A 23488-nucleotide genomic window follows, 5' to 3' on the forward strand; every position below is an offset into this window, starting at 1 on the left:
ACTGCGCATAGACCGCGCCGATCCCGCGCAATCGGCCGCACCTGTGGCGGAAAGTACGGCGACTGGCTACCCCTGGAGATCTCCCACCACACCGCCGAACCCGGCCCCAAGACCCGCACCGTCCTCGACTACTGCATCCCCGTCACCCCTTTCTGATCTCGTCGTACGGCGAACGTCACTGACCGATCAGGTCGCGACCCAGCTCGGTGCAGACGTAAACCACCTGCTTGCCCTGGCGGTGACGGGTCAGCAGACCAGCCTCGTGCAGCACCTTGAGGTGTGCCGAGACACCGCCGGGCGCTAGCTCCAACCGGGCCGCCAGCTGGCTGGTCGTCTGCGGCGCGTCCAAGATCGCAAGCATCCTGGCTCGGGTCTTTCCGAGCAACCGGATCAGCGGCAGCGCGGTGGGAGAGGGCGACCGCTCCCACAAAGTCCCGACCGCCCGAGCCGAGTAGTACATCGCCACCGTGGACTCGCGCCGGACGTTGAGCGCGGGACGACTGCCGAGGAACACGCTGGGAACAAGCGGCATCCCGTCGCCGCGCAGGTCGCGCTCGATGTCCCAGCGCAACTGCAACTCCAGGCTTCCTTGGTTCCACCTCAGAGCCGGGTGCAGTTCGGCGAACATCTGCTTCGGACCGTGGTCGGCAAGGGTTCGCGTGCGATAAGCGATGTCGGCCTCGAGCAGGGTCCGCATCCGGGGCCACACCGGCGCAATCGCCAGCTGCCACCAGGTCTCCAGGGCGTCGACGAGCAGTGGGACGTAGCGTTGGGGTTCCGCGTGGACGCGCAACCCGAGGTCTGTCAACGGCGTGTGGCTGTCGACCGCCTCCAAGTCGGCCCTCACAGTCTCCGGCGAGGTCGCGGCAAGCACGGCCAGTTCACTGTGCACGTCGGTCAGCGGCGTCTGCGGCGGCGGGGTGAGGAAGTCGGGGAGCCAAACGCCTGGACGGATCAGCGCGTCCATCAGCGCCCGGTGAGGACGAAACTCAGCTGACCGATCGACCCGCACCGCCGTCTTCAGCCAGGGCAGGTGGATCGCGTTCCTGGCCGGCTCGTGCACGCACCACCGGCTCGCCACCGTGTCACACAGCGGAGAAATGGCGAACCGCGTCGCGGCCAGGTCGTCCACCCCGAAGCGAGTGATCAACACGTGTCCATTATCGCCGACGATTCAGCGGAGAGTGAATCGTTTCCCCGATCGAGACCTAGTGGGATTCGATTCTGGGCATGAATGTTCACGCGTCCGCCTGGTGGCACCGGTTCCTACCCCCTCCCGGAATGGCCCGGCCGCTATGCCTACAGTCGGCCCTCTACGCCGTTGGCTCGGGCGTCTTCCTCTCCGGCAATGCCGTCTTCTTCACCCAGGTCGTCGGCCTCTCCGCCGCCCAGGTTGGCCTCGGCATCTCGATCGCCGGAATCCTCGGCTTCGTGGTCTCGGTTCCGCTCGGCTCTGCCGTCGACCACGTCGGTCCACGACGGGCCTGGCTCCTCGCCGCGCTGGTCGAAGGGAGCATCTATCTGGCCTACCCGTGGGCCCGAGGATTCGCCGCATTTCTCGGAATCGTCGTCGCGCTCGCTCTGGCCGAGTCCGCCGGCAACTCCGGTCGAGGCGCTTACACCCTCGACATTCTGGCGTCCAGCGAGCGCGTCAGGGTGCTCGCCTACACCCGGTCGGCCCTGAACCTGGGATTCACCCTCGGTGGGCTGCTCGGCGGCTTCGCGCTCGCGGCCGGCAGCCGGACGGTGATCACCGCGATTCCGCTCGTTGCCGGCATGCTCATGCTGCTGAACAGTTTGCTGATCTCGCGGCTGCCGAAAACCAATCACAAGCGACGAGGTGAACGGGTCTCTCGGTTCTCGGCACTGCGTGACCGACCCTTCCTCGCGGTCTCGCTCCTCAACGGCATCCTCGGTTCGCACCATGCACTGCTGATGGTCGTATTTCCGCTCTGGCTGGTCGAACGCACAGATGCCCCGAACGCGGTGGTTGCCTGGCTGTTCGGGCTCAATACCCTCCTTGCCGTCAGCCTTCAGGTCTGGGCAGCGCGGGGTGCCGAGACGGTTCGTGGCGCCGTTCGCGCCTCACGTCTGGCGGCCGTCGCACTCACGGTTTGGTGCCTGGCGATGCTGGCCAGTTCGGCAGCCAGCAGGTGGACGACGATCGCCCTACTCTTCGTCGGGTACGTCGCGATCACCTTCGGCGAACTCTTCCAGTCGGCCGGCGCCTGGGGACTGGCCAGCGAACTGTCACCGGCGGACCAGCGTGCCCAATACCAGGGCGCGTTCCGGCTCGGCCACCAGTTGCAGCTCATGCTCGCCCCGGCCGCCTTCACCGCGCTCACGGTGACCTGGAGCCCGATCGGTTGGCTGGTCATCGCAGCGGTAGTCGCGCTGGCGGCAGCAACATTAGGCCCCGCTGCCTCGGGAACGACCGGTGCCCGGCGCCGCTCGACGGCAGCGGCCGGCCGGTCCACCTGAACCCAAGGTCGTTGGTTGGACGACAGGAGAGCGCAGCGGCCGATCAGGCATGATGCCGTGCCGGACGGTGGCTCCGGGCCGAGAGGTCGCGCCGGCGAACAACTTCAAGCAGAGCGCAAGTAGACAGGTCCTGTCCGCGGCAGCACGGCCGGGCCATTCTTGTCGCTGGGGGGTCTCACGGCTGGTCGTCGGCATTGGGGAGGCCCACTCCGCCCAGGACGATGAGGTCGGTGCGGTGCGGTGCGGACGACAGCAGCGCGACAACATCTCCGGGAGTCGGACCGCCGGCGCGCGACGAAGCGGCGAGAGCTGCCTGTGCACTGGCGTCGTCCCGCCAGACCTCGGTGACATGCACCGTGTCCGGATCGGCCGCGTCCTGGCTGATCAGATAGATCTCACAGCCCGGGAAGCCGCGCAGCCTCTGCGCCACGCTCAGCAGAACGGCTGCGAGTTCGCCGCCCTTGCCTGGCTCCGCTGACATCGTCATCAGTCTGCCGATCATGGTCAGACCAAGGTGGAAATGCAGAACTGGTGACCTGCGGGGTCCAGTAGGACGCGCCACCGATCGGGCGCCGGCTGAGCGGCGGGCTCGACTGCCCCCAGGGCGAGCAGCCGGGCCTGGGCCGCATCCAAGTCATCGACGCCCAGTTCAAGGTGGGCATGCTTCTCCTGGGAAGGGTCAGGCCAGGTAGGGCGGCGGTAGCCGGCCAACCGGTTGAACCCCAGTCCGGCCGAGCCCTCCTGGCCAAGGAGGACGAAGTCGTCACTGGAGTAGGCGATCGGCAACTCAAGGGCGTCGCTGTAGAAACGAGCCAGTTCGGCGGGGTCCGAACAGTCGAAAGTGACAGCCGAGTAGCGAATCGCGGGTGCCGACGCATTTTCAGTGTGCATGGAAAGAGGCTATGACGTGATGAGGACAGATTCGGTCCTGGTCATGCGGGACACTTCGGAACGTGATCAGTACATCCGCCCGCCTGCTGCGCCCGGTCTCACTGCTGTCCGCCCGTCCGTCGTGGACCTGCGGCGAGCTGGCCGACCAGATGGGAGTCGCCGAGCGCACAGTGAGGCGGGACGTCGCCAGGCTCCGAGAACTCGGCTATGGAGTCGAGTCCGACGCCGGGCCGTGGGGCGGTTATCGCCTCCGTGCCGGAGCCCGGATGCCGCCGTTGAGTCTCGATGACGAAGAGGCACTCGCCGTGGCCGTCGGGCTGCGCGAAGCCGCACTGAGCGGCGTTCTCGGTGAAGACCAGGCCGCGCTGTCTGCTCTGCTGAAACTGCGCCAAGTTCTGCCACGCCAAATCTCGGACAGGCTGAGCGAAATGGACGCCGCCGTTGTTCACACCACAAGACTCGGTGAGCCCCAGATCGCGCCCGGCATGCTCCTGCGCCTGGCCGCCGCATGTCGCCGGGGCGAGCGCACCCGCGTGACGTACCGCGATCAGGACGGGAAGGCCTCGATACGGGAGGTCGACCCGTACCGCCTGGTGCACACGGGGCGCCGCTGGTACTTCGTCGCGCGGGACGTGGCGCGAGACGAGTGGCGTACCTTCCGGGCTGACCGTGTCGGCCAGATTCAGCCAGTCGGGGTCCCGGTGGAACTCACCGACCCACCCGACCCGGCGCTGCTTGTCTCCCGCTCCATCGCGACCGGCGCCTACCCGCTCTATGTGACGATCCGCCTCCCTTTGCCTGTACAGCAGGCTTTGAGGCTGGTCCCGCCAACGGTCGGTACTCACCGCCCCGAAGGCCCCAACTCCACAATTGTCCACATCGGCGGCCACGACCCCGACGGGCTCGCCAAGTATCTCCTCAGCCTGGCCACACCATTGCGGGTCCTGTCACCCGACGACGTACGGGCAGCGCTGCTACGCCGTACACGGGAACTGTTCGATCACAACGTGACCGACTAGCCCCCGTAGAGAGGCGTTGCATCTCGACGAAACCTGTCTGGTCGCCAGGGCTTGAGCGCACCGCCTACAACCCCTGAGAACGGGCATCACGGTTAGCTGACCCGAACTTAACGCCTTACGCCAAGTCGATCACCAGGTCCTCGTCCGCAGTGATGATCTCGCCGTCGAACACTGCGGCAGCCTCTCCGGCGGCGGCGGATCGATCGCTCCTCGGCCAGAAATGGGTCAGTAGCAGGCGCTTCGCCCCTGCGGCGCTCATGGCAGCTTCGGTGGCTGTCATCACGCTGCGAGACCTTCTCTGGGGCGCTACGCCCTGCAGAGTGGCGTCGGCGATATAGAGATCTGCTCCGTCGGCAAGGCCACTGAGGTTCTCCGAAGGACCGCTGTCGCCGGTATAAGCGACGACGAGATCTGGAGCTTCGAGCCGGACCCCTAGATTCGGCACGCCATGCGGCAGCCGGATCGCCGTCATCCGGAACGGTCCGACCTCCGCAGGGCCCAACTCTTGGACATCGAACACCTCCCCAGGATGGGGCTGTGGCTCGATGGCCTGCAGTACGTCGACGACGCCCGGGGCCGCGTACAACGGGATAGGCGGCGCGTCGGGAACCTCGTCCTGCCGGACCCGGGCCAGACCGCTGACATCGACACAGTGGTCCGGATGGCAGTGTGTCACGAAAATCGCGTCGACTTGACCGTCCGGACAGTATCTGAGGAGTCGAGGTAGAGCGGCATATCCAAGATCCAGCAGTCCTCGGAAGCCGTCATACTCCAGGAGGTAGCCCGCGCACGCCCGGCCCGGCTCCGGCCAGGCACCACAGCTGCCGAGAACGGTCAAGCGTCTCATCAGATCGCACCTCGTCATTCAGTTTCTCAGACGTGCGGCAAATCACTGCGAATGGAATCGACAAGAGCCGATCCGGACCGGGGTCGCCTTCCCAGCAACGATTGCGTTACGACGGCCGTCACTCGTGGCGTCCCGCGAAGAACAGCCGCTTTGTCGAGGCGAGCGGCGCGCATGGATGGTTAGTCGCGCTTCCCGACCACGACCCGGTGAAGCCGTCTGGCACGACATGTGAGTGCCCCGCCACCGCATCACCTCCGTTTGTTCCGCACCTGGTCCCAGGTGCGCTGGGGAGGACTCGGCCGCGCCGGTGATTGAACGGTCCCACCGGCGCGACCGATCCTGCTTCCGCTGGAGAGGAGATCCAACGGTTGAGCAGGTCTAGTGATGGTCGGAGTCGTGCGCCAGCTCGCTCGAATGGAGAGCCATGCCGTGTTCGTCAGGCGAGCCGGGGCCTCGCCGGGATGCACGACGACGGACCGGCCCATCATGCCGAGGTCCTCGTGCGTCATCCAGGGTCCGGCCTGGAGGGGCCAGATCCTCGAGCGAGGGCCTGTTTGATTCCGTCCCAGGTAACGAAAAGTCGTTGTGATGAGCCGTGCCGACGGTCCGTGCCCTGATCGTCACCGTCACCGTGATCCAGACGGTCAGCGCCAGCCAAGCGTGCCGTGCGACCAGGGCGAGCCGTTCGAATGCGCTGCCGCGAGCATCCTCCCGCAGTGAAACGGCCATCGCTGAACCTCCGAGTCGACGGGTACGCCAGTGACGGTATGTGACGGCGACGGCCGGCCGAAACGCCCGCCAGGGCGATCTCTGCGTCCCTCCATGGGAGGACCTCGGACCTCGCCCAGGGGGAGTTGCCCTGGTTCTCCCCCTGCGGGGGGACCAGGATGCCTCCCCGCGGGCGACGCGGCGGCGAATGTCGCAGGTCTACCCTGAGATCGTGCGTAGGCGACACATGGTGATCGATGTGGGTCCGGCGGCCTTTGCCCTGGCCGTGTCGGTGCTGCTCGTCGCTACGCACGGGTTCGGATCCCCCGATCCGAGCAGTCGCGGTTTGGATCTCCCTGGCATGATCCTTGCCGCGACCGCGGCTGTTCCGCTGCTCGTCCGCAGGCGGTTCCCTTGCACCGTCTACGTGGTCGTGGCCGCGGCAACCGTGACTCTCGTACGGTTCGACTATGCCCTCGACATACCCATAGGTGTCTTGCTGGCGATTCATCCCCTGGCTGCGGCGTTCGGCGGAGACGCGAAATTGTGGCGTCGATGGGCGGTCATCGGCTCGGTCGCATTGTTCGTCCCCGTCACCGTTGCGGCCTACGCGCTCCGCGGTGGCCATGTGGACACCATTCTGCCGGCGATGGCGTTCTGGGCGGCCGTGATCGCCGGGACCTGGATCGCGGGTGACCGTTCGCGACTGCAGGCCGAACGCCTCGGCAGCCTCGAGGAACGGGCGATCCGCGCCGAGCAGGCAGTCGAGCAGGACCGCCGCCTGGCGGCCGCCGAGGAGCGCACCCGGATCGCCCGGGAACTCCACGACTCGGCCGGGCACGCCATCAACGTGATCCTTGTCCAGGCCGGCGCCGCCCGCATGCTGTTCGACCGCGATCCAGCAGGATCGCGACGGTCGATAGGGACCATCGAAGATGTTGCCCGCGGCACCATAATCGAGATCGACCGGCTGGTCCGTGCCCTGCGCGAAGATCGCGGCATCGAGCCTCCCGCGCCGGTGGAGCCGACCGCATTGGATGAGTTGCTCGACCGGCACCGGGACGCTGGTCTCTCCGTCAGCTCCGCCGTCCATGGCAAGCCGCGTCTGCTCCAGCGCGGGGTCGCTCTCGCGGCTCACCGCATCCTCCAGGAAGCCCTGACCAACGCCGCCAGACACGGACAGGGCTGCGCTGAGGTCGTCCTCGCGTTCCGGCCGGACGAGCTCGAGATCACCGTCACGAATCCGATCGGCTCCAGGAGCGGCACGGCGTCCTGCGGAGGACACGGAATCGTCGGGATGCACGAGCGAGCTACTTTGCTCGGCGGCAAGCTGGACGCCGGCCCGCACGGTGGCACGTTCCGCCTGCATGCCCTGCTTCCCGAACGGAGGAGCAGCCCGTGAGCCGGCTGCGGCTGGTGATCGCGGACGACGACGACCTGATGCGTGCCGGTCTCCGTGCAGTCCTGTCGACCGATGAAGCGATCGAGGTGGTCGGCGAGGCCGCAGACGGCCGGACGGCGGTCGAGCTCAGCCAGCAACTCGTTCCCGATGTGATTTTGATGGACGTGCGGATGCCAGACCTCGACGGCATCGCCGCCACCTCCCTGATCACCGGTGGCGGGATGTCGTCACGGATCCTGATGCTGACCACGTTCGAGGACGAGGACTACATCTTCGGAGCGTTGACCGCCGGTGCCTCGGGTTTTCTGCTGAAGCGCACCCAACCGGAGGATCTGATCGCAGCCATCCACACGGTCGCGGCCGGGGATTCCTTGCTGTCGCCGTCGGTGACCCGCACGGTGATCGATCAGATGGTGCAGCAGCCGCAGCGGGACCCCGTCGCGGAACGGCGGGTTCGGAAGCTCACACCTCGCGAGCGCGACGTCTTGGAGCTGGTCGCCCAAGGGCTCTCGAACGCCGAGATCGGGCACGTGCTCGTCGTCGAGGAGTCCACAGTCAAGACACACATCAAACGCATCCTCGGCAAGCTCGATCTCCGCGATCGCGTCCAGGCCGTCATCCTGGCCTATGAGGCCGGCCTGGTTCAAGCCGGCCGCGCCTACGACCGAAACTGAGTCCCTGCGGCGCGGAGCGGACCAGGACAGAGCACCGGACACCGGGGGGCCGCTGTCCCTCACTTGCCAATGGCAACTTGCCGCCACTGTTGTCCATGGACGTTCGCCGGGTGCGATGCGATGGTCGTTCCGGCCCCTTCCGCCCGCGTAGCGAACTGCTGCCGGCGTTGACCCCAGGAGATCCTGTGATGGCTCGCTTCCGCCTTGCCGTGCTGACGTCTGTCTCGTTACTGGCGTCACTATTGGCCGTGCCGACATCAGCGGGTGGCGCAACAGCAGCCGCGGCACTTGAGCAAGACCCACCGATTCTGGGCAATGTCACAACGCGCAGCCGGACCGTGACTCTGATGACAGGTGACGTCGTCACGCTGACGCGCGGCGCAGGCAACCGTGATGCGGTCGCGATTGCGGTTGCTCCACGGTCGGACGGTTCACGACCGTCGGTATCGGTGTCCAACCGCGGCGACGGTGATGTCTACGCGATTCCTGACGACGTGGCATCGCTGGTCGACACCGGCCGCTTGGATGCGGGACTGTTCGACGTCACGTACCTTGCCGGTAACGGCTACGACGACACCGCGAGCTTGCCGGTGATCGTCGCCTACGCCCGGCAGTTGACTGCCTCGGACAGGCTTGGTTCGGCTCGCCTACTTCGGAGCGCGTCGGTGACCGCCGAGCTGGAGAGCATCGACGCTGTTGCCATGGCCGTCGACACGAAATCCGCAAACGTGTTCTGGGACAGCCTCAGTGACATCGGTCCAGGCACGAACGGCATCGGTTCGGCCGGCCTGAGGCCCTCGGTCGCCAAGGTCTGGCTGGATCGGCGGACGCGGATGGACCTGCACGAGAGCGTGCCGATGATCGGTGCGCCGCAGGTGTGGGCGTCCGGTTACGACGGAAGTGGGGTGAAGGTCGCCGTACTCGACACAGGAGCCGACGACACCCACCCCGATCTGGCCGGTCAGGTGACTGCCAGCGCGAGCTTCGTCCCGGGGCAGGGCGTTCGGGACCACAACGGACACGGCACGCATGTCGCGTCGATCCTCGCCGGCACCGGCCACGGAAGCGGCGGGAAGTACACCGGAGTCGCACCAGGTGCCGCGCTGGCGATCGGCAAGATCCTCGACGACGACGGTGCCGGGCTGTCCTCGTGGATGATCGACGGGATGGAGTGGGCAGCAACGACCGAACACGCTGACGTGGTCAACCTCAGCCTCGGTTCCGGACCGAGCGACGGAACCGACCCGGCCAGTCTCGCGGTCGATCGCCTGACCGAGCAGACAGGAGCCCTGTTCGTCGTTGCGGCAGGCAACGGCGGTCCGGGCGCGAGCACGGTCGGTGCGCCGGGCGTTGCCGACGCCGCGTTGACGGTGGGCGCCGTCGACAAGGCGGACCGGCTGGCTGACTTCTCCAGTCGCGGTCCCCGGACGGACTCTGCAATGAAACCGGACATCACGGCACCAGGTCTCGGCATCGTGGCCGCGCGAGCGGCTGGAACGAACCTCGGCACGCCGGTGGACGCCAGATACACGAGCCTCTCCGGAACCTCGATGGCCACGCCACACGTCGCAGGTGCCGCGGCTTTGTTGATTCAGCGGCACCCGGACTGGAAGCCGGCTGCCCTGAAAGCAGCTCTGATGAGCACGGCCAAGGACGACGGGTACTCCGCCGACGAGCAGGGCGCGGGGCGGGTCGATGTGGCGGCGGCCGCGCGTCAGCTTCTCGTGGCGGAGACCGGCAGCGCAGGATTCGGTGCCATCGCGTTCGACGAACGGCCGGTTGCCCGGCAAAGGGGTGTCTCGATCAGCAACGCAGGGGATCAGCCTGTCACGGTCCAGTTGACAGCGGACCTGCGCCGGGTCGAAGGCGGGCCGTCGGTCGACGGTGCCCTCAGTGTGCCAGAGCACCAAACCATGCCGGCACATCGATCATCCGAAGTCACCATTGCCCTGAACGCTGCAGGCCTGCCGTCAGGACGCTACACAGGAAGCGTCACGATCTCGTCCCCAGCGGGCGAGCGGCTCAGGATTCCGATCGGTTACACCATCGAGCCGCAGTTGTATGACGTAACGGTGACCATCAGCCGCCGATCGCTCGGAGTCGACCCGGTGCAACCCGGCCCACGGTGCGCCTCGGCAATCATGTTCGAGTTGAGTGGCAACGGAACCGCCTACCGGGACCATCGGGTGTGCTGGACTGAACCGGCGCCCAGGGACCACTCCGTCGTCTTCCGGGCGCCGGCCGGTGTCTACTTCATCCGCACACTGAGCGATTGGTCCGCGGGCGGTCGACTGCAGCAGGCGTTGCTGATCGAGCCCGGAGCCAGGGTCGACGGTGACACCGAAATCCGGCTGGACGCCGACCTGGCCCAGCACATCGCGCTGTCCACTCCTCGACCCGCCGAAGCCGACAGCCAGTGGCTGACGCTGACCGCACGGGCGCAGGGCGGCGGGAGCACCACGTTCACGAAGGAGTCGATGTTCGGTAGCGAGATCGGTTGGGTGACACCAGTCGAAGCCTCGACCGCCGGTTCCTTCACCTTGGCGCATCACTGGATGCTGGCGGCGCCCCGCCTGGAGCTGTCCGTCGAAGGCCCTGGGCGACCGGCGCTGCATCCGTTCGCTCCGTACTACGGAAACTCCTTGCCTTTCTCCGGTTCGCGAAAGCTGCCGATCGTGTCAGTTGGACACGGCAGCGCTGAGGACTTCGCGCGAGTCTCCGTGTCCGGGAGTCTCGTGCTGATGCGACTCGAGGATCCGAACCGTCCGATCGTATCGAATGCACAGTTGCAGCGCGCCCTCGATGCGGGCGCATCCGGCGTACTGTTCGACGCCGGCCACGCCGACGTCCAGCGCATCGGCGTGACGGATCCACACCTCGTTCCGCAAATTCCATGGGCGACTCTGCCTGGGAACGAGGCAGAATCCCTGGCGAAGCTGCTCAGCGCCGGGGGTGGCGAACTTGCGATGCAAGCGACGCCGCCCGGGAACAGCCCTTACCTGTACACGCTGAAGCCGTACGAGACCAACCGGATTCCGGAAGGGCTGGACTACCACTTCACGCCCGCCGATCTCGCGACCGTCACGATGACGTTGCCGGCCGCCGAGCCGAGCACCACGACGGTCGAATGGATGACAACCCGGGCCACCGACGAGCAACTCCGGGCCGTTGTGTACGGGCCGGTGCCGACACGGCGGACGATCGCCGTGGCGAGCGGGCCGTTGTATCGCGACGCCGTACATACCGTCTCCGCCAACGGCGAGGACGGCTATTACCTGCTGCCCGATCGAAGGCACATCGAGGCTTCCTGGGGTTCGGCTCCAGTCGCGCCGGGCGTCCCCGATCCCGGGATCGGTGCAGCACCGGCTGATATGCCCAGGACGCAGCTGGGATGTTCCGGCTGCCGGCAGCGCAATACGTTCTTCCCAGTCGTAGCTCTGACACAAGCCGACCGCCATGATGCCGGTGCACTCGGCGCGATGACGGGTGACGCCGATGTTCACCTCTATCGCGACGGCCTCGAAGTACCGAAGGCGGACCCCTGGATGGGCGACGTTGTCAACTACGAGTTGTCTCCTGAGCGAGCTCGGTATCACCTGACGATCGCCGACGAGAAGACCAGCACCGCCTGGGACTTCAGCTCGAGCGAGGTCACCGATGACGAGACTCCGCCCGGCTTCGCCTGCGTCAAGACATTGCTCGCGGGTTCTACGGCGCCCTGCCGGCCGGAACCGTTGATCTTCCTGCGATACGACGCCGGCCTGGGTCTCGACAACGCCGTACGCAATCCAGGGGTGCAGGACGTGCGGATAACAGCCCATCGTCAGGCAGGCCACGGTCCGCAGATCGAGGGCCTCACCCTTGAGGTCTCCTATGACGGAGGCCGCCAGTGGACACCCGTTGCGGTCACGGCGAAGCCTGCCGGCGGAGTTGATCGCGACTTCGTCGGACTCGTGCACAACCCGCGCCGGACTGGAGAAGTCAGCCTCAGAGCCGTCGCATGGGACGCGGAAGGCAACCGCATCGAGCAGACTCTCTACGACGCGTATCGACTGCGCTGATGGCTACGCCTAGGTGGACGCGCCGGCTAGACCCACCCGCGACGGGCTGCCTGCAGCCCGGCCTGGAACCGGGTGTCGGCATCGAGCGTCTGCAGCAATCGATGCATCCGGCGGTGAAGAGTTCGCAGACTGATACCCAGGGCCCGGGCGACCGCCTCGTCCTTGGTTCCGATCACCAGCAGATCGAGCAACCGGCGCTCGGTCTCGGGCAGCTCGGCCTGGGACGCCGCAATCGATTGATCCAGCGGCAGGGCACGGCTCCAGAAGACCTCGAACAGCGTGACCATCGAATCGAGCAAAGTCGACCGCTGAATGACGGCACTGTGCTCGATGCCGGTCTGCATCGCCAACGGCATCAAGGCAATCCGGCGGTCCACGACCATCAGTTTCATCGGCAGACCCGGCAGCAGGCGGGCCTGCTCACCACAAACCCGCAGGTGAGCGGCTCGCCCGAGTGCCGGTTCGGAGTCCAGGGACTCGGGCGCATAAATCGTGCGCCACTTCACGCCGCGCGCCAGCACCGCGTCCTGAAGCGGATTGCCCGGCGGATTGACGTACGGCGGCCGATCGCACAGCAGAATCTCCGTACGGCAGCCGCGCTGCAGCTCCTCGAACCGTTCTGCCACGGCATCGTGGCCGGTCAGGACTTCGACCAGCTGTCCAGGAATCTCCTGATGGCTCTCGCGATACGCCGTACTCAGTTCGGCTGTCACGCGCGCGGTCCGCAGCAGCTCCGATTGACGCTGGTGTACCAGCGCTTCGATTGCGACAGCCGGATCAGCAGCGACGAAACACATGGACGGTCCGTCGCGCCGGATGGCAAGGCCGAGCTTCTCCAGCCGGCGCAGCGATCTCGCCAGTCGGGCGGTCGTTGCGCCGGTCCTGCTCGCCAAGCCGGTCAGTGTCGAGCTCGGATCCTGCACGAGCCTGCGGTAGACGATCTCGTCGAACGGCGAGACCCCGATGCTACGCAGCCCGTCGTCATTACCCTGATGCATGATTGACCTCGCCGGTCCAGTGGGCATGTGTGCTTTGGCGACTGAGCGCGGGAGACGATCGCACCGGAGCCGACGCGCAGCCGGGAGGAGTGACGGGGGATCATGGCTGCGCGTCGGCGTTCCGGCGCGACCTGTGGCGATTGCGACGGTCCCAGCGAGACCGCCGGGCCGCCTTGACCGCGGCACAACGACGACGGTAGATCGGCGGTTGTACAAGGCAATCACCCTTCTGGGGTGAATGGTCCTCCTCCTACAGTGGTACGTCCGCCGACATCCGGGCTGACGGTCATGTCCAGTTCGCCCTGTAGGTAGGCGAGGGTGGCCGCCTCGAATCCTGTCGGCGAGTGGCCGGTATCCGCGGAGCACTGACGGATCGAAGGTGTCGGCCGGTGACAGACGACGTCGAGGTATGTCGACTCTGGTGTGATGGCGTAGCCGCCGACAATTCCGCGGATAGCCTGACCGCCGTCATCGTCCCTAGCCGGTCGATCAGGTCGGTCCGCACCAGCTCGTCGGTGATTAAGATGCGACCGCTTGGCGCCTCTCCTGGCCTGCTCCGGAAATTCGCCGCGGAGACAGCCGTGACAGATGATCTCGAACCGGTAGATCAGTTTGTTCATGGACTGGACCCCGTGCGAGCTAATCGGCGCCGCGGCGAATGATTGCCCACTGATAATGCATGGCGGCCCGATCGGTCCACGTCGTCCAGTGCTCGATGGTGCCGTGCCGCTGCAGCGCCGCCGGCAGGCCGTCGTCGGTACGGAAGCTGAAAAACCGGGACGGACCGAAACTCGTCTCGTCCTCCCAGGCCTGCCGGCCCCCACGACGGTCGCCCCACAAACCGACCGCCAGCGGTGCCTGTGGCCGCAAGACCCGCATGATCTCGGCGAGTGCCGAATCGAGGTCCTCGTCAGCGACATGAAGGAGCGTGCTCATCGTCCATCCGGGCGTCGAACGAGCGATCGTCGAACGGGAGGTCGAACACGGAAGCGACCTGGGCGTCGAGACCGAGCTTGCGGCACATCGCCACGCTGCGCGGCGCGATATCAACCCCGGTGTATGTCAGGCCTGTGGCAGCGAATGCCTGACCGTCGCGGCCTGGACCTGATCCGATCTCCAGGATCGACGTCAGGCCCTCGGTCCTCAGAAGCTCGATGTACGCCGCACGCCACGCGACACGTTCCGGCGACAGGTCGCGGTCGACCCTGGCCTGCACCTCGTTGTCGTAATACGCCGCCAGGTCCGCTTCGTTGCGTACCTGAGCCGGTGTCCGGCGGTGATCCTGGTGGTCCATCGTCGTCTCCACGTTCGGCCAGCGGCGGACTGGTCACGCCCTCGTTCGTGAGGGGTGCACTGCACCTGCCGCGGACCTCGAACTGCGCCTGCAGTTACTTCCTACAGCCTTCGCCTGATCTCGGCACGACGGGAAAGCATAGGTCTGTCATCTCGTCCCGCCATCACCTTGCTGGGTGAACCCACCTCCCCCTCCAGCGGTACACGCCACGTCGTCTCAGCGCAACCCGCCGGCTCCCATTTGCCACCGGCAACCACTGCCCTGGCAGACCCGGACGGCAAGGTCCGACCGTGAGCCCTCTCGAGCCCGAGGTCACCCCCGAGTGGCAGCGGTGGCATGGCGATATCAGCAATTTGTCAGCAGAGCTGCAGGATCCAGCCCGCAGGCTTGCTCCGAGCCCCGGTCTCAATCTGGCTGGACGCGGCAGCGCGTACCACTGGAGGGGGATCTCGATTCCCCCCTGAGGGTGAGTTCGAGTTGCCGCGAACGTTCCTACGCTCCCACAGCGGGTCGGGATCAGCCCGTTCTGCTGTCTAGATCTGGAGGGGCTAGTGACCTACGTCCGTTCCGGTACGTGGTTTCGGAGGGCACTGACCGCATTGACATCGGTCCTCATGATTTGGTGCCGATCGTGCCTGCGAACACCAACATCCACGGCCAGCCGGCCGACCAGATCATGGCCCTGCTGCTCTTCTCGGCGCTCAGTGTCAGATCTGTCGGGGTGAAGGTCGCGGCGAACTGGGCCGCGCGTGGCTATGAGCGGATCACGGTTCGTGACGCGCGACACGGAACGGGGCGCACAAGCGGAAAGGGGATCCGAGGATTGAGCAGTCGACGAGTACCGGCATCGCGAGCGGTTGCGCGGCTCAGTGGCTGGCTGATGCATAGGCGTGTCCGAGAGACAACCGAATGGGTACGCCGCGAAGACCGGCGCCGTTGTGAAGGAGCATTATGAAGCCCCCGAAATTCTCGGTCGCCCTGGTGGGCGCCACAACCGTGGCGGTCGCCGTGGTGATCGCCAGCGGTGGCGCCGCGAGTGCGGCGGTGACCGGAACGCTGAACCTCGCGACACTCGACTCACCAGACAGGTCGAACTTCTCGTGGAGCTGTGACATCGATCCGGGCGGGGCCACGATCTACGTGCTGGGCCGGTCCTGGCGGGTCCGTCCAGGCGGTACGGACACTGCTGAGACGCCACGTCAAATGATCTCCGGAACGACTGTGCGACGGGTGACGTTCCAACGCGACGGCGATCCCTACTCCAGTTACGGCTACCGATGTCTGTGGTACTCGTCGCCTACGTCGACGTCCGAGCTCGGCAAGACCGCGAACTCGCTGATCGTCGACACTTCCGGGCGGTTCCCGGGCGACCCCGGCACAAACAAGCTCGCGACGGGTATCAACGACAATCCGACGTTCGGCACCGTCCAGGCACACATGTCTCATCCGTTCATGCTCCGTCGGTCCTACAACCTGACCAACTGGGGAGTGAATCTGGCGGCGGTGCAGAACGACGTCGCTGCCGGCCGGATCCCGGTCACCTCATGGAAGCTCAGTCCGTACAGGCTGACCACCGTGCCGAACTCGGCCGTCGACAAGGTCTGCTCGGATCTGAAGTCAGTCGCGCCGCACCCGGTTTGGGCGTCGATCTATCACGAGCCGGAGGAAAACATCAGCACCGCCACTGCCGCGGCCGACTATCGTGCACTGTTTCGCCGTACCGTCAACCGGTGCCGGGCAATTGGCGGGACCAACGTCGCGTGGCTGTCGCCCTTCTTCATGGCCCCTTTCACCTTCAAGCCAGCGACGTCTGCCCGAGACTGGCGCTGGTGGCACCCGGACTGGAAGGGTGGCAACACTCACACGGTCGCCGACTGGTACACCGGCACGAGCTCGGTGATCGACGCGGATGCGTTCGACATCTACATCGGGACAAAGAATCCCAACCCATTCGCCGACCACTGGACGCCGGTGACATCGAAGATGGCAACCGACGGATACACACCGAAGAACCCGGTCGTCGGAGAGTTCGGCGTTCAAGCCGACCCGCCGGACGGCGATCCAGCCGCAACCGGCGCAACCCTGATGCGAGACGCGTGGCAGGGCATGCTCGGCCAGCACTTCGCAGGCGCCGTGTGGTGGAACAACGGCGGCAACTCGTTCTGCCATGGCCCGTATCCGGGCAATGACTCCGACTGTGCGCGCGAGCACGTCCTGGCCGACATCGTCGCCGATTCGCGCACTGTGCACCCGTAGCGCGGCCTACGCAAGGACAGCGAGCAACGATTCACGCTCTCAGTTGCCCTGGGCGAACGGCCCGGCCGACCGCCGATGATGGGTGCGGCCTTGCGCGAACGTTGCTCGCTCTCCGTGCGTATCCGGGGGTTGGTCAGTTTTGAAGAAGGTGTGGCCCGGCCGGCCGCAGAACTTGCACGCCTGGATGGTGAGTCGACGTGATTGAGGTAGTTGAGTACGACGAGCGATGGCCTCAGCGATTCGAGGAATTGCGGCAACTGTACGCGGACACACTGTCCGCCTCTGGCGTGCCCGTTATGGCGATCGAGCACATAGGTAGCACAGCGGTTCCGGGCCTCGCCGCAAAGCCAGTCATCGACTGCGACATCGTGGTCGCGGAACAGGATGTGCCTGCGGCAGCCGCCACGTTGGGCTGGCTCGGTTTCGACTCCCTCGGCGAGTCGGGGGTTCCGCTGCGGTGGGCATTCAAGGAGCCGAAGCGCCTGGCGGGAACGAACACGTATGTGGTCGTCGAAGGTTCGCTCCCGCTCCGCAACCACCTGGCCGTCCGCGACATCCTGCGCTCGGATCCGGTCCTTCGCGACGAGTACTCCGAAGTCAAGCGCCGGCTCGGCGCCTCGGAGAATATCGACGAGTACGGCCAGGGCAAGAACGTGATGATCCAAAAGCTCCTGGCGGCTGCTGGACTCTCAGACGAACGACGAGCATCCCACGACGCCGATGGGAAAGAACTCCCAGACGTTCGGATCGACCAGTAACGTGATCGGATTCGAGGCAAGCCCATTGGGCGCAGAGCAGCCGGCGGCTTTCTCCCGAGCTAGGCCCTCCCTGTCCCGGTGTTCGGTTGCGAGTTTCAATGGAAGCGGAAAGAGGATCCAATGAGTCAAGAAACAGACCGTACAGCCGTTGCGAACGCAGGGGAGTCGAAGCGGGGAACCTTTCGGCTGGCGGCGTACGCGGTGTGCATCGAGGACGGGCGAGTCCTGCTCGCCCTTGCCGCGTCAAATTGCTGGACTCTTCCGGGCGGTCGGGTTGAGCACGCTGAGGATCCATTCGACGCGGTGATCCGTGAGTTGGCTGAGGAGACGGGCTGCGACGCAGTGGTCGAACGACTGCTGGGCGTGGACTCACGAGTGATCCCTGCGGCCGAGGCGCATGCAGGAGTCGAACATCAGAATCTGGGCATCTTCTACCAAGTTCGTGTCACTGGCGGTCAACTCCGGCCCGAGCCGAACGGCGACACCATCGAGTCGGTCTGGACTCCGATCCCCGAGGTCATTCGCCTCCGCCGATCATCGCTGGTCGACGTCGGCCTTGCCCTGGCGCAGACCCTTCCGGCAACTGGCCACGTCCCTCCCGTCCCGGTCGTGGGCCTGATCCAACACTGAGGCACAAGGGTCTGGATGGGGAGGCTGACCGCGACTGCGAGGACGGAGTGCATAATGTGCTGCCCAACGGTGTAGCCCGGTCACACTTGCATCCGGTGGCGAGAGGCCGCGTGTCGATGCCTTCGGCCCACATCTCCGGGGTGACGTCCACACGGCCGATGCATCCCCAGATGCCCGCAGGGGCGGCGCCGCTATCAGGTCCTGTGGGATGCCAGGACCGGAAACCGCGCACTCACGTGAGTAGGGAGTGGCCGTCGGCCCAGGCGAGGATGGATTCGACAGAAGCCGCTCGCACACCGCACAAATCGGCGAGGTCGGCCGGCTTGCGCGAGCCGGTGCATGCTTCGAGCACGAGGGCAATCGGGGCGGATACCTCGTGGACGACTACCCGACCAGATCGGCAGGCGAAGACGTAGCGAGTCACCCGGGCCGGCAACTCGTCGATCGGCTCGCCCTGCCGTATCCGGTCATATCCGTCGGCCGCTTTGTGGCCGAATCTTGCGACCTCGGCAAGTGTGGAGAGCCGCGGACACTGCCCTACCGCCTTCTCTCCGCGGGAGAGGAGAAAACGTCCGGCGACATCCCGAAGGAGCGCCTCGAAGCGACAGACGTCACCATACGACACCGCGACGCCGGGCAGACGCTGTAGATGCGCCGCAAATCGCAGCGCATCATTGGTAGCGCGGTTCGCACGGTCCCCGGCTTCGAGGGGCACGTCGAGGTACTCCTCAATGATTGGCTCACCTACGTCTCCGAGAGACGCGATGCTGAGCGGTACGATCCGCAGCAGCCGATGCTTCCGGCCGGCGCGCACCTGATGGCTGGCGATCCGCAAGTGATTTTCGTTGAGGCCTTCGATCAGCTGTGCCGCCGCAGCGTCGCAGTTGAGGCGTACCGCTGCGGTCGCATCCTGTGTCACTTCACGGTGGAGCGGCTGCGTCAGGAGGTGGGCGAACAGGGCCTGCACGGCCTCAGCACTATCCTGACGCATTGGCGGTCCGTCCATGAAAGGCGGCTCTGACTCGATTCAGGTCATCCAGGATCTCGGTGAAGTCCTCCGGAAAGCTGCTGTCTCGTTCGACCATCGCGGCCCGCACAGAGGCTCGGTCGACGAGATGTGTCAGAAGACGCAGACATTCGGCGGACACGCGCCCGTCATGACTGTCGATGCGCATACCGGCGCCCTGGGAATCACGGCCTTCCCCGGCGACGTGTACCTGCACGACTCGCTGGAGCGGCAACGCATCGACGAATTCCCAAGCGTCGAACTGGTGGTTGACACTGTTGATGACGACGTTCTCCAGGTCCAGCAGCAGGCCGGCATCGCAATGATCGAGCACCTCGGTAATGAACTGTGCTTCCGTCATGGTTCCCGGCAGGTCTACGTAGTAGGTGATGTTTTCGAGTAGGAATGGCCTGCCCAAGCGATCCTGCACCTGCTGTGCTTTCCGGCCGATGGCCTTTGCTCGGTCCCGGGTGCGGTGGACCGGCGTGAGAGTGCCCAGATCTACACCTGCCTCCGCGGTGAAGCACAGATGATCGCTGACCCACGGTGCGTCGACCTCCGCGGCAACCGCGGCGACACGTTCCACGTAGGCCATGTCGAGGGGATCCGTCGAGCCGATGGACATGTCCACGCCGTGGGTCACCACGGGGAAGTTCGCAGCCAGGTCGGCGAGTGAGGCGAACCCTTGCGGATCGTCGATGAAGTCGTCGGTAATGATCTCCAGCCAGTCGATGTGTTGCTTGTTGGCTGTGATTTGCTCCGCGAGCTCCCTTCGATACCCGAGGCCAACGCCGAGAGCCGGGAGGCCGTCAAGTTGTCTGCGCACCGGACGCACCTTCCCCGAGCTTTGCATCGACACTGGTTCGGCCGACCAGCACGGCATTCACGAAGGACTCATCGACTCCGTCGATGCGCAGCAAGTCCTCGACCGCATCATCGAGGAGTCCGGCGAACGCAACGGAACCCAGGCCCAGCGCCTGCGCCACGAGTTGCAGCTGCTGAATAAGCGACCCGGCCTCCATCAAACAGAATCGATAGCCACGGGGTCCGTACTTGAATCGGGAGCGGTTGAACACTGCTGTGATGATGACGATCAGCGCCGCATTCTCTAGTAGATCTTGCTGAATCCCGAGCCCTCGCACAGCTTCGGCGGGCAGACCACGCTGAACCTCCTCGAGTGCATGGTCCAGGACGTTGTAGTGGTAGGCGCCCTTGTTCCCACTGCCGTCGACGTCGCCGACGACATAGATCTCCAGCGGGTACAGCGCACCGCCGGACGGAAGCGGGCGGCGACGACGACCCGTGGCGGCCTTCTGCGGGTAGGCGCCATAGCTGAGTCCGAGAAGGCGGCTGAGAACTTGCGGCGGGAGCGCTTCGCCGGTGAATGTGCGGCACGAGGGTGCGCGCACGAGCGAGGCGAAACGCGGGTCCCGTGATGCCGCCTCGAAATCGTCGCGGTCGAGCGGCCGCTGCGGCAAGTGCGACAGGGTCCGCGCTCCCAGCCGGGCGCCGGCCGCGACGTCGGGGTCGACAGACAACCGCTGGTGATGGACCATCCTGCCGAACGTTGCCCGATGGAACTTCGAGGCTTCGTGGAATTCTTCCGCTCGGTCGGCCGGATCGGGTGTCTCGTCTCGTAGCCTCCGCAGGCCCTTGACCGTGGCAACATGGTGCACGAGATCCTCCTTCTTCACGGGAACGGATGTGGCTCGTGGTTGAGCTCTTGCCATTCGGGCAGCCCCGTGCGCCAGCCTCGTCGAGTCGGCTCACAGCGCAGCCGCTCGTGGCCCAATGAACGACGGTTGTGATCCGACTCGAGCGGAACCAGGTGCGGCGAAACGACCTTGTACGTAACCAAACCGACACTCGGACCTTCGACGGGTGTGACGTCGACGGCCACGGTTTGGATCTCGCGAGCCTGCAATTGCCGGCCAAGGGTGCGGAGTCTGTGGACCGGAGAACCCTGGGGGCCGCGTGGAAGCTCCGCGATCGATCGCCGGGCGGGCGGCTCGAGCATGAACTCGAGCGCGTCGTGGTGAGCCGGATCTGCGTAGTAGTACGTGTGTTTGAGGAAGTCACGCACGTCACCAGCCGTCATTGTCGGGACGTTGTCGGCCTCCGTCATCATGCGGAGGAAATCGAACCCGGCTGCGGCTTCTGTCAGGGCCTTGACGGCGGTGGCTTCAGGGTCCCCGCCGGCGGCACCGCCGAATCCGTACACCATGCGGTCGAGAACTCTTCGGGAGGCGATCGCGATCAGCGTCGGGATGCCGTGCACGAAACTGAGGTCGATCAACCGGTACTCGATCCGTGCCGGGGCCAGCATTCGTTCTGCGACGCGACCGGCCCTGCTGTGTGGATCAAGGACGACATGGGGCAAGCTGAGTCGGTGGTACCACATCAGCATGAATGCGTCGCGTTCGAGGAGTTCGTAGAGTCCCGACAGACATGCGGTAAATGCGTCGGCTGCGCAGGCAGCGCCGTTGCTGGTGGTCGCCATCCAAAACGGCCAGCTACGTTCCTGGGACCGTGCGTCATACGGCCGGTTGTTGCGAGTCCGGAAGAGGCATGTGTCTGCCGGAACAAGAACCTCTTGTCCCTGAGCCAGGTCGAAGCCAGGCAACCATGCGATCGTCTCCTCCTCGTCGGGCGGCGGGCCGAGGCCGAACCCGTCCCGGTACTGCTTCTCGGAGTACCATTTCCACGCTTGCGGTGCGATCGGGCGTTGCCCGCGCTGGCGTAGTTCAGCAGTCGACCCAAAGCTGATCCTCGACGGGTCGCCGATCTTGAGGCTGTACCTCTCGAAGACCTCGCCGAGCGCGGCCAGACGCGCCTGCTCGCGGTCCATGGCACGGCCCCAGCCCTTCGCGACGGTGTGACGACCCAACGTCGGTTCTGGGTGGTGCAGCTGTGTACCCATCGCGCTCATCCGCGGCCCACCGGCCGAGTACATCATCTCGTGGGGCGCAGGGCAGAGGCCGACGAACTGACCTGCCAGTCGCTCGATTCCGATCATCGTTCGTTCACCGCGTAGTCCGACCACGGCGCAGTACGGGACGTGGCGGCGGTCGGCCGGCACACAGGGCAGCGCGGCACACGGAGCACGAATTCCGTCCCGACCTGCACCCCGTGGCCAGGGATCACGGTCCACACCGCGCCTGGCACGTATGGGTCCGCACGAGTCACCCAGCGATGCACCAGCAGCATCGCCAACCCGGCTAGGAACGGCATCGCGACATCGTCTGCCGGATGGGTGCTCGCGACCGAACTCACCTCCAGACCCGTCAGGCCGAGGCCCAGTGCAGCGGCACGGCGACGGCGGTAACACTCGAAGCACGCGGTGTCCGGGGGAACGATGAGCGGACCTACCGCGGCCATCTGGCCGTCGAAATGGCTGATCGGCAACCACGGCAGCCGCTTGGCGCACGCGACCTCGTTCCACTCCGCGACGTCGCGGCTGTTGCGATCCGCGACCCAGACGATGCCAATCGCGCCGCTGTCGTTGTCCGCATCCGCAAGCTTGTCGATGTGAACGTGCTCAGGCGACCACCCAGCGGGCGCCGCCGCGGCGAACGCCCGGTACTCGTCCGACGTACCAACGACATGGAGCGGACGCGTGGATGCGGGAACGTCAGAGGCAGCCCACGGTGCCCAGCCTTGAGCCGCGCCGTCGTTGACATCCACGGCGAACCCGTCCGCCACCATCCGGCGGCACATTCTGGCGATCGGTTCGGCCAGGTGCGGCGCACCTACCGACTCCGCGATGTCCACGGCTGTCCGCTGTCCGTCAAGCAGGGGAAGGACGTACTTCAGCAACCGCGCTGCGCCGCCCCGATAGCTAAGAGCTCGAACCCCCGCCATCAGCGTTACTGAGTCGGCGTCGGCCTTGGCCATCAGCCAAGGCAGTGTTCGGACGAAGGTCGGCTGTCCTTCACGACTCATGTGGTCCGCTCCTTTCCTGGATTGAAGATCTGACTCCGCCGACTCGCGGCTCCCGAGCCCGACCTGAACGTCCGATTCGGACATCGAAGCGCTCAATTGCACGACAAGGCATCGAGCGCAGCATGAGAAGTCCCAAGCGATGGCGACGATCTCGCGGCCCAGGGGCGCGAAGCATTCCGCGCTGCGATCCTCTGCGGCCGCTTGCCGTTGAACGACCGCAGAGGACCTTTGTTCACATGCTGAACTCGCAGCAAGAAGCGCCCGGATCGCACGAAGTGCCGCCGCACTGCGGCATCAGGCTCGCACGCGGCAATTCGTAGGACTGCGCTTCGCTTACCTCGAGGTCGTTCGGGTCCAGTAGGCGAAGTGCCTCCAGATCCTCGAGATCGAGCGTCATTGTCGGGTTGGTCGACATCGTCGTTCACCTCCTCTCATTCGGGATCTCCTGCGTGGGCAGGTGCAGAGCGAGCGTCTGACGTGCGCGGATCGTGCTCCAGCAACGTCCTCCCGCGATGGCCGGC

Annotated in this window: 21 protein-coding genes; 8 read left to right on the plus strand and 13 right to left on the minus strand. The window is 65.8% G+C overall.

The genetic code is table 11. The features are described from left to right. Positions 1-175: 175 nt before the first annotated feature. Complete coding sequence (locus EV651_RS23385) at positions 176-1153, minus strand: helix-turn-helix transcriptional regulator (protein ID WP_133787362.1); 978 nt, start codon at positions 1151-1153, stop codon at positions 176-178. 128 nt (positions 1154-1281) lie between these two features. Between EV651_RS23385 and EV651_RS23390 the strand changes: the two genes are divergently transcribed. Next, positions 1282-2481, plus strand: a complete 1200-nt coding sequence (locus EV651_RS23390) for an MFS transporter (protein WP_166658724.1) — start codon at positions 1282-1284, stop codon at positions 2479-2481. A gap of 175 nt (positions 2482-2656) precedes the next feature. On the opposite strand, the gene EV651_RS23395 is transcribed toward EV651_RS23390, so the two are convergent. Both EV651_RS23395 and EV651_RS23400 read right to left on the minus strand, forming a co-directional pair. Continuing rightward, entirely contained in the window at positions 2657-2983 is a 327-nt protein-coding gene (locus EV651_RS23395) for a putative quinol monooxygenase (RefSeq protein WP_133787364.1), read from the minus strand. A 2-nt stretch (positions 2984-2985) separates the two neighbouring features. Beyond that, positions 2986-3372, minus strand: a complete 387-nt coding sequence (locus EV651_RS23400; protein ID WP_133787365.1) for a VOC family protein — start codon at positions 3370-3372, stop codon at positions 2986-2988. A 62-nt stretch (positions 3373-3434) separates the two neighbouring features. Between EV651_RS23400 and EV651_RS23405 the strand changes: the two genes are divergently transcribed. Then, complete coding sequence (locus EV651_RS23405) at positions 3435-4391, plus strand: YafY family protein (RefSeq protein ID WP_133787366.1); 957 nt, start codon at positions 3435-3437, stop codon at positions 4389-4391. Positions 4392-4506: 115 nt separating this feature from the next. Here the strand turns inward: EV651_RS23405 and EV651_RS23410 are convergent, their stop codons facing one another. Beyond that, positions 4507-5238, minus strand: a complete 732-nt coding sequence (locus EV651_RS23410) for an MBL fold metallo-hydrolase (protein ID WP_133787367.1) — start codon at positions 5236-5238, stop codon at positions 4507-4509. A gap of 940 nt (positions 5239-6178) precedes the next feature. On the opposite strand from EV651_RS23410, the gene EV651_RS23415 reads away from it, so the two are divergent. The 3 genes from EV651_RS23415 (at position 6179) to EV651_RS23425 (ending at position 12083) form a co-directional block, all read left to right on the plus strand. After that, a complete protein-coding gene (locus EV651_RS23415; protein WP_202870467.1) occupies positions 6179-7348 on the plus strand; it encodes a sensor histidine kinase in 1170 nt (389 codons plus the stop codon). Next, positions 7345-8022 (plus strand): response regulator transcription factor, encoded by a 678-nt coding sequence (locus EV651_RS23420; RefSeq protein WP_133787369.1) that lies wholly within the window; start codon positions 7345-7347, stop codon positions 8020-8022. The genes EV651_RS23415 and EV651_RS23420 overlap by 4 nt, the downstream gene beginning before the upstream one ends. Positions 8023-8369: 347 nt before the next feature. Further along, complete coding sequence (locus tag EV651_RS23425) at positions 8370-12083, plus strand: S8 family serine peptidase (RefSeq protein ID WP_166658726.1); 3714 nt, start codon at positions 8370-8372, stop codon at positions 12081-12083. Between the two features lie 26 nt (positions 12084-12109). Here the strand turns inward: EV651_RS23425 and EV651_RS23430 are convergent, their stop codons facing one another. The 3 genes from EV651_RS23430 to EV651_RS23440 all read right to left on the minus strand — a co-directional run bounded on the left by EV651_RS23430 (position 12110) and on the right by EV651_RS23440 (position 14375). Next, entirely contained in the window at positions 12110-13081 is a 972-nt protein-coding gene (locus tag EV651_RS23430) for a helix-turn-helix domain-containing protein (protein WP_133787371.1), read from the minus strand. 639 nt (positions 13082-13720) lie between these two features. Beyond that, positions 13721-14017, minus strand: a complete 297-nt coding sequence (locus tag EV651_RS23435) for a class I SAM-dependent methyltransferase (RefSeq protein WP_133787372.1) — start codon at positions 14015-14017, stop codon at positions 13721-13723. Beyond that, positions 13992-14375 (minus strand): bifunctional 2-polyprenyl-6-hydroxyphenol methylase/3-demethylubiquinol 3-O-methyltransferase UbiG, encoded by a 384-nt coding sequence (locus EV651_RS23440; RefSeq protein WP_133787373.1) that lies wholly within the window; start codon positions 14373-14375, stop codon positions 13992-13994. The genes EV651_RS23435 and EV651_RS23440 overlap by 26 nt, the downstream gene beginning before the upstream one ends. 951 nt (positions 14376-15326) lie before the next feature. On the opposite strand from EV651_RS23440, the gene EV651_RS23445 reads away from it, so the two are divergent. The 3 genes from EV651_RS23445 (at position 15327) to EV651_RS23455 (ending at position 18019) form a co-directional block, all read left to right on the plus strand. Then, complete coding sequence (locus EV651_RS23445) at positions 15327-16631, plus strand: hypothetical protein (protein WP_133787374.1); 1305 nt, start codon at positions 15327-15329, stop codon at positions 16629-16631. Positions 16632-16828: 197 nt separating this feature from the next. Further along, positions 16829-17389, plus strand: coding sequence for a GrpB family protein (locus EV651_RS23450; protein WP_133787375.1), 561 nt, complete (start codon positions 16829-16831; stop codon positions 17387-17389). 120 nt (positions 17390-17509) lie between these two features. Further along, positions 17510-18019 carry an NUDIX hydrolase gene (locus EV651_RS23455; RefSeq protein WP_133787376.1) on the plus strand — a complete coding sequence of 170 codons (510 nt, stop codon included), beginning with the start codon at positions 17510-17512 and terminating at the stop codon, positions 18017-18019. Between the two features lie 232 nt (positions 18020-18251). Here the strand turns inward: EV651_RS23455 and EV651_RS23460 are convergent, their stop codons facing one another. From EV651_RS23460 to EV651_RS23485, 6 genes are all read right to left on the minus strand, one after another. Next, positions 18252-18986 carry a hypothetical protein gene (locus EV651_RS23460; protein WP_133787377.1) on the minus strand — a complete coding sequence of 245 codons (735 nt, stop codon included), beginning with the start codon at positions 18984-18986 and terminating at the stop codon, positions 18252-18254. 10 nt (positions 18987-18996) lie between these two features. Further along, positions 18997-19851: a DUF692 domain-containing protein gene (locus EV651_RS23465; RefSeq protein ID WP_202870468.1), complete on the minus strand. Its 855-nt coding sequence runs from the start codon at positions 19849-19851 to the stop codon at positions 18997-18999. Next, positions 19835-20719, minus strand: a complete 885-nt coding sequence (locus tag EV651_RS23470; protein WP_166658727.1) for a SagB/ThcOx family dehydrogenase — start codon at positions 20717-20719, stop codon at positions 19835-19837. The genes EV651_RS23465 and EV651_RS23470 overlap by 17 nt, the downstream gene beginning before the upstream one ends. After that, a complete protein-coding gene (locus EV651_RS23475; protein ID WP_166658728.1) occupies positions 20716-21873 on the minus strand; it encodes a YcaO-like family protein in 1158 nt (385 codons plus the stop codon). Before EV651_RS23475 ends, EV651_RS23470 begins: the two co-directional genes overlap by 4 nt. A gap of 164 nt (positions 21874-22037) precedes the next feature. After that, positions 22038-22967, minus strand: a complete 930-nt coding sequence (locus tag EV651_RS23480; protein ID WP_166658729.1) for a TOMM precursor leader peptide-binding protein — start codon at positions 22965-22967, stop codon at positions 22038-22040. Between the two features lie 232 nt (positions 22968-23199). Continuing rightward, entirely contained in the window at positions 23200-23382 is a 183-nt protein-coding gene (locus EV651_RS23485; RefSeq protein WP_133787382.1) for a hypothetical protein, read from the minus strand. Positions 23383-23488 lie beyond the last annotated feature (106 nt).

Source organism: Kribbella sp. VKM Ac-2571 (assembly GCF_004362255.1).
GTDB classification, from domain to species: Bacteria; Actinomycetota; Actinomycetes; order Propionibacteriales; family Kribbellaceae; genus Kribbella; species Kribbella pratensis.

What these genes read in the sequence shown, in the direction of transcription:
- EV651_RS23435 (WP_133787372.1), bottom strand. Translation starts at nt 14,017, where the DNA reads ATGAGCACGCTCCTTCATGTCGCTGACGAGGACCTCGATTCGGCACTC.
- EV651_RS23390 (WP_166658724.1), top strand. Translation starts at nt 1,282, where the DNA reads ATGGCCCGGCCGCTATGCCTACAGTCGGCCCTCTACGCCGTTGGCTCG.
- EV651_RS23485 (WP_133787382.1), bottom strand. Translation starts at nt 23,382, where the DNA reads ATGTCGACCAACCCGACAATGACGCTCGATCTCGAGGATCTGGAGGCA.
- EV651_RS23475 (WP_166658728.1), bottom strand. Translation starts at nt 21,873, where the DNA reads ATGGACCGCGAGCAGGCGCGTCTGGCCGCGCTCGGCGAGGTCTTCGAG.
- EV651_RS23440 (WP_133787373.1), bottom strand. Translation starts at nt 14,375, where the DNA reads ATGGACCACCAGGATCACCGCCGGACACCGGCTCAGGTACGCAACGAA.
- EV651_RS23400 (WP_133787365.1), bottom strand. Translation starts at nt 3,372, where the DNA reads ATGCACACTGAAAATGCGTCGGCACCCGCGATTCGCTACTCGGCTGTC.
- EV651_RS23425 (WP_166658726.1), top strand. Translation starts at nt 8,370, where the DNA reads ATGACAGGTGACGTCGTCACGCTGACGCGCGGCGCAGGCAACCGTGAT.
- EV651_RS23395 (WP_133787364.1), bottom strand. Translation starts at nt 2,983, where the DNA reads ATGATCGGCAGACTGATGACGATGTCAGCGGAGCCAGGCAAGGGCGGC.
- EV651_RS23480 (WP_166658729.1), bottom strand. Translation starts at nt 22,967, where the DNA reads ATGAGTCGTGAAGGACAGCCGACCTTCGTCCGAACACTGCCTTGGCTG.
- EV651_RS23410 (WP_133787367.1), bottom strand. Translation starts at nt 5,238, where the DNA reads ATGAGACGCTTGACCGTTCTCGGCAGCTGTGGTGCCTGGCCGGAGCCG.
- EV651_RS23445 (WP_133787374.1), top strand. Translation starts at nt 15,327, where the DNA reads ATGAAGCCCCCGAAATTCTCGGTCGCCCTGGTGGGCGCCACAACCGTG.
- EV651_RS23455 (WP_133787376.1), top strand. Translation starts at nt 17,510, where the DNA reads ATGAGTCAAGAAACAGACCGTACAGCCGTTGCGAACGCAGGGGAGTCG.
- EV651_RS23430 (WP_133787371.1), bottom strand. Translation starts at nt 13,081, where the DNA reads ATGCATCAGGGTAATGACGACGGGCTGCGTAGCATCGGGGTCTCGCCG.